General features: G+C 40.2%; 9 protein-coding genes. All 9 read right to left on the bottom strand.

Going from position 1 to position 17,854, the window contains the following annotated elements; all coding sequences use genetic code 11:
* Positions 1-23: 23 nt before the first annotated feature.
* A complete protein-coding gene (locus tag ABFX33_RS25410) occupies positions 24-2,012 on the bottom strand; it encodes a TonB-dependent receptor plug domain-containing protein (RefSeq protein ID WP_346089068.1) in 1,989 nt (662 codons plus the stop codon).
* A 5-nt stretch (positions 2,013-2,017) separates the two neighbouring features.
* Positions 2,018-2,962 (bottom strand): hypothetical protein, encoded by a 945-nt coding sequence (locus ABFX33_RS25405; RefSeq protein WP_346089066.1) that lies wholly within the window; start codon positions 2,960-2,962, stop codon positions 2,018-2,020.
* Positions 2,963-3,397: 435 nt separating this feature from the next.
* Positions 3,398-3,778: a hypothetical protein gene (locus ABFX33_RS25400; protein ID WP_120261872.1), complete on the bottom strand. Its 381-nt coding sequence runs from the start codon at positions 3,776-3,778 to the stop codon at positions 3,398-3,400.
* A 110-nt stretch (positions 3,779-3,888) separates the two neighbouring features.
* Complete coding sequence (locus ABFX33_RS25395) at positions 3,889-5,223, bottom strand: DUF5125 domain-containing protein (protein ID WP_346089064.1); 1,335 nt, start codon at positions 5,221-5,223, stop codon at positions 3,889-3,891.
* Between the two features lie 11 nt (positions 5,224-5,234).
* Positions 5,235-6,707 carry an endo-1,6-beta-glucanase gene (locus ABFX33_RS25390; RefSeq protein ID WP_346089062.1) on the bottom strand — a complete coding sequence of 491 codons (1,473 nt, stop codon included), beginning with the start codon at positions 6,705-6,707 and terminating at the stop codon, positions 5,235-5,237.
* A 36-nt stretch (positions 6,708-6,743) separates the two neighbouring features.
* Positions 6,744-8,264 carry a RagB/SusD family nutrient uptake outer membrane protein gene (locus tag ABFX33_RS25385; RefSeq protein WP_346089060.1) on the bottom strand — a complete coding sequence of 507 codons (1,521 nt, stop codon included), beginning with the start codon at positions 8,262-8,264 and terminating at the stop codon, positions 6,744-6,746.
* A 10-nt stretch (positions 8,265-8,274) separates the two neighbouring features.
* The gene (locus ABFX33_RS25380; protein ID WP_346089058.1) at positions 8,275-11,247 is read right to left on the bottom strand and encodes a SusC/RagA family TonB-linked outer membrane protein; all 2,973 of its coding nucleotides are present in this window, start codon (positions 11,245-11,247) and stop codon (positions 8,275-8,277) included.
* 256 nt (positions 11,248-11,503) lie between these two features.
* Entirely contained in the window at positions 11,504-13,024 is a 1,521-nt protein-coding gene (locus ABFX33_RS25375) for a DUF6377 domain-containing protein (RefSeq protein WP_346089057.1), read from the bottom strand.
* A gap of 275 nt (positions 13,025-13,299) precedes the next feature.
* The gene (locus ABFX33_RS25370; RefSeq protein WP_346089055.1) at positions 13,300-17,850 is read right to left on the bottom strand and encodes an efflux RND transporter permease subunit; all 4,551 of its coding nucleotides are present in this window, start codon (positions 17,848-17,850) and stop codon (positions 13,300-13,302) included.
* Positions 17,851-17,854: the final 4 nt, after the last annotated feature.

The following is a 17,854-nucleotide window of genomic DNA, read 5'->3' as shown; positions in this document are numbered from 1 at the left end:
TATTTAAATGTGATTGATTTTTTTTAGAAATTGACTTTTAGGGAGGTAAAAATATTCCGTCCCATTCGTGGAATATTTCCCCAATCCGCATAGGTACTATAATATTCATTCAACAGGTTCTCGGCGCCAACCTGAAAGACAGGTTTAAACTTGCCGAGGCTGAAACTATAATCGGCAGATAAATTCCATATTTTGTAGGAAGCGGTTTGATCTTCACCATAGGCTGGGCTATAATTTGTCTGTGTAAAATCTCCATTTAATGACGTCCGCAAGCCTATTCGTTTATAGTTATAATGCAGGGATGTCTGATAGCTCAACGGGCGTATAAAAGGTAGATTCCCCTCTTCGTCGTCCTTACCTCTGGCGTAGGTTATCACCGCTTTCCAATGCAGGTTATCCAGGACTTTATAATCTATGCTCATCGCTGTATTAAACAGCGTCCCATACTTTAAAGATGTATAACCCTTCACACCAACGGATTGATAATTCATTGGACTCCCTAAACTCAAAATCCGTCCGATGATATAATTGTCGATGTAGAAGTAGTTCACTTTTGCGGATATACTTAGCTTTTCCGTTTTGAAGCCAACACTGGCGTTAACCTCATAAGAAATCTCATTTTTGAGATCAGGGTTTCCGATGTAATCGTAGCGATCAAAGCTATTGTAGATATAATAGCCATAGGCTTCGGAAACGGAAGGTGCACGATGTCCAAACCCTGTTCCGACAGAAATATCAAACTGATTTAAGTTTAACTCGTAACTGGCATGTAGTCCTGGAAGCCATCTATTCTTTTTTTGCGGTGCTCCCGGATGAAAAATCCAGTTAAACTCCACATATTTAGAATAATTATAGTTCCAGCCCAACGATCCACCCAAGTTCACTTTACTCCGATCTGAAATCTCCCAGGAATTATTCATTGCAATACTCGCAAAACGGGTTGTTACCCAAGGCCAACTATAGGCAAACATGGTCTGTTTGGATCGATCCTGTGGGTACATCCGCATTTCCGCTATTGAAAGATTATCATAAGCATTTAGCTGTACTTCTGAAGAATATCGGTCTTTCTTTAAATTTATTTTTGACACCAATCCATAGGTTGTACTCCATCCGGGCATATCCATATGTACCAAATTCTCCGGCCGTGTCGTATCATCCATATAGTGCTCCACGGCATTGAAATAAACTTTGGTATCCCACACTTTTACCAACCCTTCCTCAAACAATTGTTTATAGGATGCTGATGTAATAATCGCCCGTGATAACCATAGATCCATTGGTAAAGCCGGAAAGCCAACATCTTTTGCCCGATCAAATATCGCATCAACCCTGATGGCAGAAAGTGGACTTGTCTTATAGGCTAGACCCAATGATGCATTCAGTTTATTATATTGCGAGTGTAGTACTTCCTTGTTGTTTCCGTCATAATAATTACCGGCTTTACGAAAGGCAATACTACCATCAGCAACGAAGTTGTCGGTTGAATAGAATAGATTTCCAAGGTTAAACGCTTGTTTATTGTTAAACTCAAAACCTGTCTGATACGCACCGCCTACTTTTTGTTGCAGACCAAAAGGCGTACTTCTCCTTTTGAGATCAATACTTCCAGCCACTGTCGCGCCATGCATATTCCCTTCTTGCCCAGATTTAATATCAATGGAAGAAAGGTTGTTCGTTTCCACGTAGGAAGTTATAGGGTCCATCTTATCTGTGCAGGCACCAAAAATATGCATACCATCAATTGTGATTGTGGAACGCTCAGTACTCATGTTATTCAGTAAGGGTTCCCATGCGTAGGCCCCACGTTTGATAAAGCTGATATTGTCTGATGAAGCCAAAAATTCATCGACCGAGACGGCCATTTTCATGTCACTTTCAATCTTTCGCTTGATCGCCGCTTCAACATTGACTTCCCCCAAACGTCTCGTTGTATCTCTTTTTACGGAGATGCTTTGCCCATGTACTTTCAATCCAAGAGAAAGAATAAAAAGAATAATACTTAGTTTCTTCATAACTCTTAGAATAGGATATCAAGGTACAACTCACTTTTACGGCCCTCTACCCCCGGTGTAAAATCCTTTGGCACCTCGGTACCACGGATTACTTTTCCATCTGGATTCAACAAAATGAAATTTAACGTCCAGTTGCCGGTCATTGTATAATTCACAATACCGTGATATAAACCATCCGCTTCCTGTATCAAATCTTTATTATTAGGAGACGAGTGATTGCCCATAGATGGTTCAGGCATACGTGGGTCTAACTTCAGTATATAACGATCGACTTGCGAATAGGAAAACTGCAATTGATCAGCGATGCCCTTCGATGAAGAATCAAGTGGCTTATTCAATTTATAGATACCAGCGATCAATTTATTTTCAGCAACACTAGGTTTCTTTGGAGAGACCAATGCTATGACATATTGCTCATCATCTTTCCCTGTGAACATAGTCATATTCAGATTTTTATTGGTTTGTTGTCGGACCAATACTTCTTTTATCACAGAGAAATTTTGACTGCCAACTGTAAAATTGACATTGATTTCCCAACTGCCCTCCGCACCACTTTCGCTGGTAAAAACGGTATACCCCGAGAAATACTTATCGTCCGATTTATAACTGAAATTATACTGATTTGGACATGATCTTTTCTCTCCTGAAACAGCAGTCTGAATTGGCAAAAATGTAACGCTGGACACTTCCACAGGAGTATTCGTTTGCGTGTTCTTGATTCTCACGCGGATATCATTATAACCGCGATACAATACGCCATTCAACGCCTCGATGCTAATCGTGTAACGAGTGCTTACAAAGTTTGTAACCTCTTTAAATTCAACACCTTCTTCCACCACTTCTCCTCTTTCGGCTTCATAATTTGTTTTTCCCTTTGTACATGACTCGAGAAATACGCATGTTATAGCAACATAAAAAACTATTGTTTTTATCAATATACTTACCTTCATAAAAATACCATCTTAGCTTAGTTAACAGGAGGCTAATCTTAGTATAGGGCAAAGCATAGTTAGAAGACAACAAAATGACAATAGAAAGGTATGCCCTACAAAAAGGGAATAACAATACATATCCTATTCGTAGAATCTTCTAAATTAACTGGAACCCGACATCTAAAACGCCGATAACCTGTTCAAATAAAGTTTTCATCCGTTTAATTTTTTATTCAGTTGTGACGAAGCGATCAGATTTATTCATCGAGCATATGTTTTCAGCGGCATTCATAGGCTCGCTTTGCTCAGTTATTCATTTCCTTATAAGATTGAATAAATCATGATAGTTTTATCGGAATAAACTATTCCTTAAACAGGATGAGGTGACCACGAGAAACTATTTGTCGCTCTACGTGAACAACAAAAAACTCATGATGATTCCTTAAAATGGATTTAAACTAATGGAGGATGGAAAATGGTAAAAATAGGTCTGTAAGAATAATTTTCGTTGTATTCAGGGAACGAGCGTTCCGCTACATCTTCTTGAAATAAAGAAGAGACCTTAAAGTCAAAATTCTGGGAGTTATTGATAAAAACGACATCGATAATACGTGATTCAAGGTTCTTTTGCTCCTTTTCTTCGTGTTCACGCATTTTTTTCATTAGGATACATTGTCCTCTACATGAAAGGGCGTTCTCATTGAAACGGTTGATACATTCGTAGCGTGCAATGTAATCTCGATTGAGCTCAAAAATGGACCACAGCCATACTGTTGAGAAGCTCTGGAGGAGCATCAAAGGCAATAAAATCCATATGAACTGTCTAGCTTTCATCTTGTGAGTTCGGCAAATATATAAATGAATCCTTGATTAAACAAATTCAATAGGAACAATAAAGTCCCCAGGTAAGGTTTTACCTGGGGACTGAAAAATCAAAAAACAGATTATTTTGGTACAACTGTAAGCACTGCTTTTTTATTACCGGCAGTTAAATCCAGCGTGAATAAATAGGTTTTTCCAGCTTCCAAGGTTTTACCTGTTTTGACACCCAGGTTTCCGGAATCACGCCCATTTTTACCATCACCAATAAAAATCAGATCGTTCGACGTTGTCACATCCGCACCGCCAAATTCTCCACCCCAGCCTTTCTGATGGAAAAACTTAAAATTGATATTATCGGTGTTGATAGACTCGGCGGCCTTTAATGTAATTTGGTACTTTTTATTACCCAATGGTGCTAAACAAAGTGCTTTATCAGTATTCCAGCCCACCTGATTACTGGATACTTTGGGTTTTCCAACACCTTCTCCAATAATCCACACGGCTCCAGTTCCATCTTCCTGCAATTTGGCAAGATCATTTCCGGCCATTGCTTCAACGACAAAGTACTTCAATGCGAAGTCAGCTGTAATCCGGTATTTTCCGTTAACACCATTAAAAGTAATGGCCCCGTCAGCTGATTGGCTGAAGAAATCGGGGTCAATCCACCAATCTTTTAGATCCTCGATACCATCTACCGTGACCGCATTACCCTTGATCATATTCAGTTCCGCCTTGAAATGTGTATCATCAACACGACTAAATACTGTCCCATCGATTGCATAAGCGACAATAAATGGTGATGCTTGATAAGTCAACGTATTCAATGCGATACTATACACACCAGAGGTCGAATTTGAGAAAGGAATATCCAATGTGGATCCGAGCGTAACGGCATTATTGACCCATCCAAAATTCATGCTATTTCCCTGCTCACCAACCTTTGGCGCTTGAATATATCCTTTTACAGAAAAGGGGAAATTCTCTTTGGCCGCATATTGATTTCGACCTGTTTTCTCCATCCGATAGGACTTTGATTCGGTAACCAAAGTGAGATAAGGAAAATCCGGACGGCTTAAGTCTATATCAAAGGATTGTTCGGTTTTTTTCTGACTAATATTCTGCAAAACAAACTTAATCGTAGCTTTCCCGTCTGGAATGTCTTTCAAAAAAGGGACGTAAATTTTTCCGCTATAGTCGCCATTCTCCTTTGTGCGAATTGTCACCTCGGCAACCTTGTCATCCGTAAAATATAATTGAGCTTTCAGTGTTGATAACGCGACTTCACTATCCGATACACGAATATTAAATATGATACTATCCCCAAAATGAGCAGCAGAAATAGCTGATTTCAATTCAATTTTGGGATCACCAATTTGATAGACATATTTTTCATCCTTTTTACAAGAACTTACCATAACTATTGTCCCCAATAGTATATTGATGAGATATCTTTTCATAATCCCGTTATTTAGTTTTTCCAACGATAAGAGACGACTGAATTTGCGGGCACCTCGTAGCTAAAATGATTTTTACCATCTGCCAGCGTAATTTTCCGGTTATCATTCGATTCATTTAACAACACCATAGCGTAGGTACCATCTGTATTTTGAAAGGCACTATAAACCAGCCCTTCTGCTGTATATCCTGTAGCGCCAATTCGTGTCGCTCCGGATTTAACTACAGATGACAGATGTCCTACAATATAATAATGCGAATTGCGCGTGATGCTCTTATAATTTGATTTGCTAATATCGACAGCACCATAACAGGTTTGACAACCACCTTCACGATTCGGCCCCTTATCAGTATCCAACATCAAATTCCAAACAATAACTCCCTTGCTCCAGTTATTGACCGTTCCCAACGCTACTTCGCGCATATCTTCCATCAAACGCTTATTAAGGTTACGCCCGTCATTCCATTCGCCGATCGATGTCTCTGTAAAGACCAGCTCCTTATCCGGACGTTGATTATGAATATCAATTAGCTCGGCTTTATCTCCCCCATAGTTGTGATAAGCCGCTCCAGCAATAAAGGAAGCCGCTCCGGCGTCATTATAGATTTTAATAGGGTAATCTTCCTGATCGGCCATATTATCGTAATTATAGTTATGGTCAAATGCGTAGATCTTTGTCGCAATACTTGCAGCCTTGAGCTGTGGACCAAGAGATTGTTTAATAAATGCTTGTTGCTCTTGCCATGACATGTACATTGAAGCTGAATTTTTTCGATTCAATGGTTCATTTTGAACAGTAATTGAATAAATATTAATGCCCTCCTTCTTCATTGCTTGAAGCCATTGTACAAAATACCAACCATAATCCTGATAGTATTTTGGATTTAACTGACCGCTAGTCCAAGAATCGAAAGGTTTTAAATCTGTCAGATTATTGACCTTCATCCATTTTGGCGGAGTCCATGGTGAACCCATGATTTTGACGTTTGGATTGATGGCCAGTATTTCTTTCAACACGGGAATGACATATTGTGTTTCTTCGGACTGCAATCCAAAATTTTCCTTTCCTTCTTTGTCCCAACACGTATACTCGCTCAATGAAAAATCTGAACATCCGATAGCAATACGAATATAGCTCATACCCATACCGTCCTTATCGGAGAAAGTTTCTGTAAGAAATTTCGTCCGATCCTCCTTACTCATTTTCATTAGATTATAACAGGTAGAACCAGTAATAGCCGCACCAAATCCGTCCATTGTCTGAAACTTCTGAGCAGGATTTAAGGTAATTGTGTTGGGCGACATATTAAACTTTGTACTAAAATCGACATATTTTTTTGTCAGATCATAGGCCCGGTTTGTATTCGTCATCACAATAGTGACATCGCCAGATTTTTTGATATCATCACCTTGTGAGGGTGTGAAGCTATCACGGTTACAAGATGTTGCCGTGATCAAACAGGACAACAAGAATGTATATATCATAGTGTTATTATTACGTTTCATAAAAAATTAAAATAATTAGTATCCTGGATTCTGAACTAAGTTAGGATTCTGGTCAATTTTAGGCTGTGGAATCGGCAGACGGTAGGAATTCTTTGTAAACGGATATACCTGTGCCTTTCTTCCTGAGTCCTTCGCATACACCGCATTCATGACAGTTTCCACCTTATCCAAACGAACTAGATCAAACCAACGCTGCCCCTCGAAGGCTAATTCCAGACGACGTTCTTTCAGATATGCTTCCAATAAAGCATCTTTATTCGACCGAATTCCCGCAGGTAATTTGGGCAATTTTACACGTGTACGGATCTTATCAATAATGTCAGCTGCACCGGAAAGATTTGACCCCAATTGAATCATGGCTTCAGCCTTTAGCAATAAAATATCGGCATACCGTAGCTTGACGATACTGCTCATGCCCGAACGCAATTTAAACATAAAAGGATAGTGGCTCGAAGGGTAGTAGTTGCTCCAGGTTGTTGTATAGTAAACAATCGCTTGCTCCATCCGAATTTGGTCTGCCTCATTCGTATATGCCTGTATCAAATCACGCGATGGTGTGACCCATTTGGCCCAGGTAAATGCATTGTCGTAATTGGATAGGTCGCGACCAAACATCCAAGTCGCCCAGTTTCCAGACCCAGGCATAAACTGCGCCTCTAAAATTGATTCTTTTGTATTTCGTTGTGCTAAATCGGTCTTGGCCGCGTTCACTTCATATAAATCTCCATAATTAGGGTTCAAATCAAATCCATCTCCAGCCAATGCATCTGCATACTGAATCACTTTATTATAATCTCTAAGCGGTTTCTCAGCATATAGCTTTACCAACATAGCTCGGGCTACAGACTTTGTAAACAAAGTTTTATTTGCATTGTTATTGACCGGGGCATCAACTAGGGCTTCCAAAAGATCCTTCTCAATCTGTTTATGCGCTTCCTCTTCAGTTGCTTGCTTGGGGAAATACTCTGGGTATACCGCTTCGATATTTTCCGCGGTAATATCTTTTCCTTGTGTTGTAATTACTGGAATGGATCCGAATATGCGCACCATATCAAACATCGCCAGCGCCCGAAAGATTTTACCCTGCGCCTTGTAGACTTTGATGTCAGCGTCACTAATCGATTTATCCGCAACACTATCGACATTGATTATTAAACGGTTGGCCCGCGCAATATCTTCCAGATAACGTGCCCAATCTCGATCAACAACCGAATTGGATCCCTCAATGGAATTATTCTCAAATGGTACAACTTCCGCACCTGTTGTTCCTGCGTACGCATTGTCAGCATGCGAATCGCCAATCAGCAATAAATCAAGGTACCAATGCTCTTGCCGATCTCGCATCTGTTGGTATATCCCGGAAAGAAAATTATCAACCTCGCTTCTGTTCTTAAAGACGATTTGTGTTCCATTTTCAGTTTTACCTTGACTCACATCTGTATAGCTGTCCAGAGGATCACGATTTAGCGAGCAAGATGCCAGCAACAAGCCTGTTATGAACAAAGGTAAAACGTATTTAATATTTGTTTTTTTCATCACAATTCAATTAAAATTCAACATTTACACCAAGTACAAAAGATCTATTTTGTGGATATGTCCCCCAATCGAGACCTTGTACTCTTCCCGAGTTCCCCCACTGGTTTACCTCCGGATCCATGCCTGAATATTTAGTTAGCGTAAATAGGTTGCTTGCTGAAAAATAAGGCTGAATCTTCTGAATTCCAATCTTTTTCAAACGTTCAGGTGCGATAGAATAACCCAATGAAATATTTTTCACACGCAAATAGCTTCCATCTTCCACAAAATAAGATGAATTTTTGATATCAAAACCTGCTTTGGGCACATGTGTAATCTGTCCGGGAACACGCCAGCGATCGAGTACAACTGTCGTTTGGTTACGACCATCATACATCCCCTCCGTTTCCATTCTGCTCGCATTGAAAATATCATTACCGTAAGTGCCCTGCAGAAATATACTTAAGTCAAAATTTTTCCAAGAAAAACTATTTGTCAATCCGTACACAAATTTTGGATTGGGGTCTCCGATATAAGTGAGATCAGAGGGAGAAGTTTTACCGTCACCATTCAGATCTCTATAGATCAATTCACCCGTCTCCGGATTTACACCATCGGAGATATAACCATAAAATCCACCTAAAGGCCTTCCAGGTTCATTTCTAACGACTGTTGCATTGACTAGATTATTTGTAACCGCATCATTGTAGATTTTTGTAAAAACAAGCTTATCCAGACGGTTCTTATTAAACGAGATATTGAAATCCGTATTCCATGTAAAATCGCCTGTGAGATTCTTGGAGTTGATCCCAATCTCAAATCCTTTATTGGTCATCTCGCCCTCATTCCGTTTAATTGTGCTAGCCGAAGAAGACCCTGTAGGCAAGCTCACTTCCATCAACATATCTGTTGTTTTTTTATGGTAGTAATCTAAAGTCAGGTTCAATCGATTATTTAATGTAGAAAAATCAATCCCCACGTTCGCTTGGGTCGTTGTTTCCCATTTTAAATCTGTCGCTCGCAAGGTGGTCGAATTCCCAATATTTGGCGGAGAATATTGATATTTGTCTTCAAACCAAGGTAAACGCTGAATCACATTGAATGAAAGATAAGAATAGTCCCCCAATCCGGATTGATTCCCGGTCTGGCCCCATCCCCCGCGTATTTTAAAGTCATTGATCCAATCCACGTCCTTCATAAAATCCTCGGCAGATAAACGCCAGGCTGCCGATACCGAAGGGAAATATCCCCATCGACCAGAAGGGCTTAATTTTGATGATCCATCCGCACGCATATTTGCTGTTACAAGATATTTTCCATCGTAATTGTACATCGCACGGGCAAAATAGGATAGGATGGCCCAATTGGATGCCCCCGACCCAGTTCCATTCCATGAAATCTTGTTTGCCGCATTGAGCGTCTGTATGATACCATTAGCATAATTGGAACCATAAATATAACTATTGGAGTATTTGGAATCTGTCCAGGATGACCCTGCCATTGCCTCCAAGCTATGTTTTCCAAAACTTCTGCTGTAAGTCAGCACATTATCCCAAGTCAATACCGTGTTTGTGTTGCGAGCGTCAGATGCCTCTCCAAATTGATTTCTACCCTGTTGCGTAATCCAGGGATCTAAAAACGTAGTCAGTACACCCGATCGTCTGTCCATTGAAAAAGAGGACTTCCAGGTTAAATTGGGCATAAAAGATATCAATACACTTCCTGTTGCCAATAATCTATTCTCCCGATTATTGTTATTCTTGGTTCGTTCGAGATTTTCTAAAGGGCTGTTTATATTTAGCCCATTGAAATTGGTATTGTACCGATCAGGAAACAGACGATCCCATATTGGCGCATAAGTTGGCGTATTAATGATCGAAGTAACCACTCCGCCACGATTAGATCCATTGCCCGAGATAATCCCGTTGGTATTGTAATCCGCATAAGATAAATTGGCATTAACCTTCATCCATCTTTTTACTTGATTATCTATATTCGCTTTGAAGTTATAACGTCTAAAGAATGAACCCTGCAGTGTGCCTTTCTCTGTCAGATAGCCCCCACCCAAATAATAGCGTAATTTCTCGTTACCATCGGAGATTGATAACTGGTAATTCTGTTGAACTCCGGTTTTATAGGTTTCCTTAAACCAGTCTGTTTGGTCAGTAAGCCCTTCAGGCAGCTTAACATAGCCTGTCTCATCCATCAACTCCTTGTATTCAGCGGTATTTAAGACTTTTACCGTATTATTAACCACATTTGCTGTACCTTGTGCGCCTAAGGTAATTTTAGCTTCCCCAGCTTTTCCGGATTTTGTAGTAACAAGAATAACACCATTTGCTCCGCGCGACCCATAAATAGCTGCAGAAGAAGCATCCTTTAAAATCTGAATGTCCGTAATATCACTTGGTGATAAAAATTTGATGTCCTCAACAGGTAATCCATCGACAACATAAAGTGGGTCATTTGAACCATTAAATGAGGTTGTACCCCGGACTTTAATTGACATCTCACCACCGGGGGCTCCATTGGGTTGGATCACAGATACTCCTGCTGCCTTCCCTTGTATGGCCTGTCCCAGACTTACTACCGGTCTCTTTTCCAAATCCTTAGTCGATACCGAAGAAATTGCGGTGGTTACATCTTTCCGTTTTACGGCACCATAACCGATCACAATAACGTCTTCAAGTACATTGGTCGATGCGTTCAGCTGAACAGTCATTGTACTATTAGCCGGCAATTCTTTATTGTCGTAGCCAACAAAACTAAATTGAAGAATACTACCTTGAACAGCTGAAATTTGAAAACGCCCATCTCCGTTACTGGAGACCGCATTACTGGTACCTTTCTGTGTAATTGTTACGCCAGTGAGTGGTTTCTGATCCTGGGCATCCAGCACCCGTCCACTGACCTGAATTCGGTCTTGCGCAAACACCGAATTCAACCAGGTACACAAGAAAATCAGCCCTATTGAAAAGGTTACTTTTCGAGTAAAGTAAATCATATGAAATAAAAAAATTGGTTATTGTTTTGTCTTTGGTTATTCCAAACTAGCGAGGAGTTTCCCCTGCTCCATCGCTCAAAACAAAACTAGCAGGACCGAAACAGAAAAAAAAGCGACGGTACTTAAAAAGTACCTCTAAAAAAACACAACACACTATAATACAGAGCTATACAAAAACAAACACAAGATAAAAAGTACTAAAAAGAGATCGAATGCAGGCTTGAATTACTAGTTATTCGGTGTTTATCAGCGGATATTAAGGTCGATCAATAGTTGCAATTTGACAAACAGAAGCCTCAAAGGCATCGCGATGGCCAGCTGCTTTGTTACGTACCTTGGTCCTATAGTTATAAACTGTACGAAGGGAATATCTAAGAAAACTAGCGATCTTAACCGAGTCATCTATTCCTAGACGAATTAGAGCAAAAATACGCAGTTCAGTATTGAGCAATTCGTTTTTCTTCGGATATATCTTCTCGTCCTCCTGAAGGAGGGCATTAAATTCATCAACAAACGTTGGATAAAGGTTCAAAAAGATCCGATCAAAATTGATATAGAGTTGTTGTATCTCCCTTTCTTCCATCTGTGTCGATTTCAATTGCTCCCGGATTGCTTCCCACTGGTGATTGGAAGCCTTTTTCAGCAATGCTTTTCGTATATCTTCCATTTTGTCAATATAACTTGAACACATATCAAAAAATTGCGCAATATACTCCTCTTTAATGTGATTGGATTCTGAGAGTTTTAAATTCGTTTGATTGATTTCAGTATTCAATGACCGCAACTGCTGATTGGTCCCTGACAATTCGGATCTGATCCTTCGCAAATGCTGGACTTGACGATAGATTACAATCAAGCCGATAATTACACCGAGCAACAAAATACTAACCACAACAACCAAGGCGATCAATTGCTTATTCTGACTATTGATTTTCTGTTGGTAGGCCGCATTAATGATCGGGTAGGAAGAAGTGCCCTCAATAATCCGATAACGTACTTTACACAACATCGCATCATCAATCGTTTTTTCAATATAGCGAAAGGCACGATCAAAATCCTGTTTATCGTAATAAGCTAGCGCTAAATCATGAAATGACGCATTGTCTCGATTTGCCATCTCAATATCTGCACTCGCTGAAACAGCTAGATAATAAAGTTGACTGGCCGTATTTTTTTCGTATTTATAGATCAAGCTAATAAAATAGGACAATAAGGCGCGCTGCTCCAAGTCTTTCTGATTTTCTGTCCAAAGCTTGAAAAACTGCTTTTTCGCATCTTCCCGACTGCCATTAAATAAGGTCTTTATCGCAATGGTCGTCCGATATTCCAATGAAGATTTCGGTAAAACCTGTAATAATGAATCTCGATAGCGTTCACTTGCTTGATAATATTCCTGACGGTTGTTACTTTGTCCATAATGACTATAAAATGAACTATAAGTATCGTAATATTTGGCTAAAAGTTTGGTAGCAAGGCCCGCGGGACTAATTTGGTTCAGCAATTTTGATGCTTCAATATAACGTCCAATCGTCGAATAAACCCAGGCTAAATCCAATTGAATAACTGTATGAAGTGAATCATTGTTGGCTGGAGCTAACTTTTGGCAAAGCGTGATATAGGTAAGTGCAGCATCAGAATCGAACTTTTTATAGTTCTCAAAAATTTCATAATTCTTCTCAAAAAAACGGATTTGGTCAGCTTCAAGTGCTTTCGCCTCTTGTTTTAGTTTATCCAATTTGTCTTCCCGATTTTTAACATACATCTTCTGATTTTCCATTAGATATTCTAACCGTTGAAAAATCTTGGTACTATCCGAATAGTCCTGTGCAGTTAATAAAAAACTTAAATGAAATAGAAAAATGAAAACAAAAATGCGTTGCAACATAATAAAGTCAGGTTCAACATCGTCAAAGCTAAACTACATAAAAATAACAATAAAAAAGAGGACATCTCACGACGGCCTCTTTCCTTGACCCTTTTTTTGGGTCTAAGAATTAACAAATTAATTCTTTATCGCATGAAAAATAGTTTTCTTTTATCTCAAAAGTGGATTTACTTCCACCCCCCACCAAGAGCTTTATAAAGTAAAATCTGGTTCAAGGTATTTTCTTTTTCCAGTTCAACTTTTCCAATCTGGGCTTCCAAGGATTCTTTTTGTGCCGTAACCACATCCAGCGATGTCACACGTCCAGCGATAAACAGCTCCTGTGCTGCTTCAATGGAGAGGTCCAAGGCTTTTACATGTTCGTCCACAAATGTTCTACGTCTACTGATTGCCTCTTGGGTCATAATGACATTAGAAACTTCGTTATAAGCATTCACAACCGATTTTTCATAGTCTAAAAAAGCAATTCCGTAATCGGCTTTTGCAATTTCATACTGTGTCTTCAATTGTCTTTGATTCAATATAGGTAGTGTAATCCCTCCAAATAAATTATAAGCAATGGATTTATCCAAATTAAACAACTTATTGAAACTGAAGCTCTGTAAACCTACAAAAGGACTAATGGCTACTGAAGGCAAAAAAGCCAGCCGTGATGCTTCTTGATTGTTTGATGATGCCATCATCTTCAGGTATGCTGTTTTGATATCCGGACGCTGATTGACCAGATCATCTGGTGTACCAAAAGTCATTGCATGATATAGATTTGTGTTTTCAATATATTCACTGCGCTTAATAGGCTGATAATATCGTCCCAACAGTCCGTTGATATGATGTTCCCACAGTGCAATCTCCTGACTTAATTTCTCCTGAGCAGATTTAGAATTTGCCAATAGTGCTTTAAACTGTTGCACAGACAGTTCCGTGGCATAACCGGCATCTTTTTTTACCTCAACGACTTCAAGTGCATTCGTATGCAGTTCAATATTGCGATTATACACCTTTATCTTTTGATCGAGAGCCATTAACTCATAATAGGCCGTTGCAATATTGGACACCAATTCTGTTTCCAACAGGCGTTTTCCTTCCTGTTCGGCTAACAAACCAAAATAAGCAGCTTGTTTTTGACTTTTTAATTTACCCCATAGATCAATTTCCCAGGAAGAGCGAAGTCCAATAAAATAATCTGGGATAAATGGTTCAGGCAACTTTTCATCATTTTTCAAATTATCCGAAAAGTTTGAATCATAGTTACCGATACCCGATTCCGTGTAGTGTCCATATTTACGTATTCCGCCCTCAACAGCTGCTTCTACAGTAGGGCCTAATGCAGCCTTCCGCTGTTTAAAATAAGCTTGTGCCGACTCTAACCGTAAGATCGATTGACGAATATCAATATTATGCTGTAATGCTGAATCAATCAATGCTACTAAAAGTGGATCCTTAAAAATATCGCGCCAGGACCGATTCCCTACATTTACGCTATCAATGGCAGTCCTTTCTGCAAAGGCGGTCGGTATGGCAATTTTCTCAGGCTGTGCCGCCTTCTTGGGGACCGAACAACTACCAAAAAGAATAAGTGCAGCAATTACTAACGATGTCTGTTTTATAACCTGTTTTTTATTCTCCTTTTTTGAGAATAAGATCACCAGCCCCGGGATAACGATAACACCTAATATTGTCCCGATAAGCATCCCTCCGACTGCAGCTGTACCGATACTCCGGTTCCCCAAAGCACCAGCCCCACTTGCCATCATTAATGGAATCAATCCAGCAATAAATGCGAAAGAAGTCATCAAAATAGGACGTAAACGCGCGACAGCCCCCTCAATTGAAGCAGTCACAATATCCATTCCCTGCTTATATTTCAAATTAGCATATTCCACAATTAGGATCGCATTTTTACCTAAAAGACCGATCAACATGACCAGTGCGACCTGAGCATAAATATTGTTTTCCAAGCCAAATATTTTCAGGAAAATAAAGGCTCCAAAAATTCCGGCAGGTAAACAGAGGAGAACTGGTAATGGTAATAAAAAGCTTTCGTACTGAGCACACAACAACAGGTAAACAAAGAGTAAACAGAGCGCAAAAATATACAGGGCCTGATTTCCTGAAATCTTCTGTTCACGCGTCATCCCCGACCATTCGATACTGTAACCTTGCGGCAAAGAAGATGCAATCTTTTCAACTTCCTCGATCGCCTGTCCTGAACTAAATCCAGGAGAAGACTGACCTGTCACCATCGCTGAACTAAACATATTATAACGGGTAATCTGCTCGGGACCATAAATACGTTCCATGGAAATAAAAGCATTATAAGGAACCATCTCTCCCGTTTCATTCTTTACATATAGACGGAGCACATCCTCAGGCCGCTGGCGATACTCAGGTCCTGCCTGCACCATTACCTTATACATTTGCCCGTAACGGATGAAGTTTGTAGCATAGAGACTCCCCATCAAGGTTTGTAGGGTATTCATTGCATTTTCTACAGATATACCTTTCTTTGCAGCCATATCATAGTCAACTTTCAGCATGTACTGCGGAAAGTTGACATCAAAACTGGAACTGATATCCTGAATGACTTCACTTTTCTCCATATCCTCCATAAATTTCTGCAATACCTCCGCCGTCTTATTGAGATCTTCATTACCGCTACGGTCCAACAACCGTAATTCAAAGCCTGAAGAGTTACCAAATCCCGGAACTGTCGGTGGAGGGAAGAAATCAATCTGCCCATCTACAAAATCCTTTGTTTTCTCCCGCAATTCCTTGATTACATCATCGACCGTCTGATCTCTTTCTTTCCAAGGTTTAAGGTTAATCATCCCCATCCCATAAGATGCACCGGAGACCTCCGTAACGATACTATATCCCGATAAGGTTGAAACGGTTTCGACAATATCCAACTTACGTGCAACAGAATCAATCTTATCCAATACACGCTCGGTACGATCTACTGTTGCCCCTGGAGGTGTAGTTACCGAGACATAGATCATACCTTGATCTTCTGTTGGAATAAAGCCCGATGGCAATATCGCACTGCTTCCCCAAGTAGCAACAAAGAATCCACCCAACAAGAGTAGCGTGAGTCCGCGTCTAGCACTTGTTTTCATCAATATTCCTTTATAACCGAAAGCGGTTCGGTCATAAATAGCATTGAATTGTTTGAAAAAACGATCCAGCCAATTATTGGATGGTTTGCGATCATGTGGTGATTTTAAGAAAAGTGCACACAATGCCGGTGTCAACGTTAGGGCATTTATACCTGAAATCACGATAGCCGCGGCCAAAGTCAGCGAAAATTGCCTATAAAATATACCTACTGGGCCAGAAAGAAAGGCTACAGGAACGAAAACTGCCGACATCACCAATGTGATTGCTACTACCGCCCCTCCAACTTCTTTCATGGCTTCTAAGGTTGCTTCCATGGGCTGTAGATGTTCTTCCTCCATCTTGGCGTAAACTGCTTCTACGACCACAATCCCGTTGTCGACCACAATTCCAATTGCCAATACCAAAGCAAATAGTGTTAACAAGTTGATTGAAAAGCCTAACATCTGCATGAAAAACAAGGCTCCAATCAGACAGACCGGTACCGCCAGAATTGGGATAACAGTCGCTCTAAAATCCTGTAAAAAGATAAACACCACGATAAAAACCAATAGGAATGCCTCCAATAGGGTCTTTATAACTGATGAAATAGACGCATCCAAGAAACGTGATACATCATAACCCATGGTATAGGTCATACCCGCTGGAAACGAATTCTGCTTCAGTTCAGCCATACGATCTTTGACCCGTTGAATAACTTCCTGTGCGTTTGATCCTGGTAGCTGTTTTAACATGATAGATGCAGATGGGCGCCCGTCTGTTTTGGAGACCATTTCATAATCCAGCGAGCCAAATTCAACGTCTGCTACATCCTTGATACGAATAATCGAACCATTGGAATTTGCACGGATAGGCACATTGGCATATTCATCAATCTCTGTGAATTTTCCTGGATAACGCAAGACGTACTGTTGCATATTGCGCATTTTGTCTGAGCTAATCCCAGTTTGCCCAGGCGCAGCTTCAATATTCTGTTTGCGCAAAGCCGCTACCACATCTTCGGCAGAGATATTATATGCCGCCATACGATCGGGTTTTACCCATACACGCATCGCATAATCACGCATACCCATAATCTGAGCGAGTCCTACCCCTTCAATACGTTTCAGCTCTTTAAGGATATTGATATCGGCGAAATTATAGATGAAACGTTCATCTGCAGTTTCATCCTCAGTAAAGACATTCAGGTACATCAACATGGAGTTGACTTCCTTCTCTGTCGTTACCCCAGCTTTAATAACCTCCTCAGGCAATTCATCCAGTACAGTCGTCACCCTGTTCTGAACATTGACCGCAGCAATATCCGGGTCCGTTCCTACTTCAAAGAAAATCTGTATCACCGTACTTCCGTTATTAGTAGATACGGAGTTCATATAGGTCATCCCTGCAACACCATTGATCGCCTTTTCCAATGGAATAGCGACGGCATTGGTACTTACTTCGGCATTCGCTCCTGTATAATTGGCGTTTACAACCACCGACGGCGGTACAATGTCTGGGAATTGCGTAATCGGCAACGTAAATAATGCCAGTAAGCCCAAGAGTGTAATAAAAACCGATATTACAAGCGATAATATGGGCCTTTTTATAAATGTTTCAAACATAATT

The organism is Sphingobacterium ginsenosidimutans, assembly GCF_039536865.1.
Classification (GTDB): Bacteria; Bacteroidota; Bacteroidia; order Sphingobacteriales; family Sphingobacteriaceae; genus Sphingobacterium; species Sphingobacterium detergens.
Note: the sequence above shows the minus strand (reverse complement) of the source record. Positions and strands in the feature narration are given on the sequence as shown.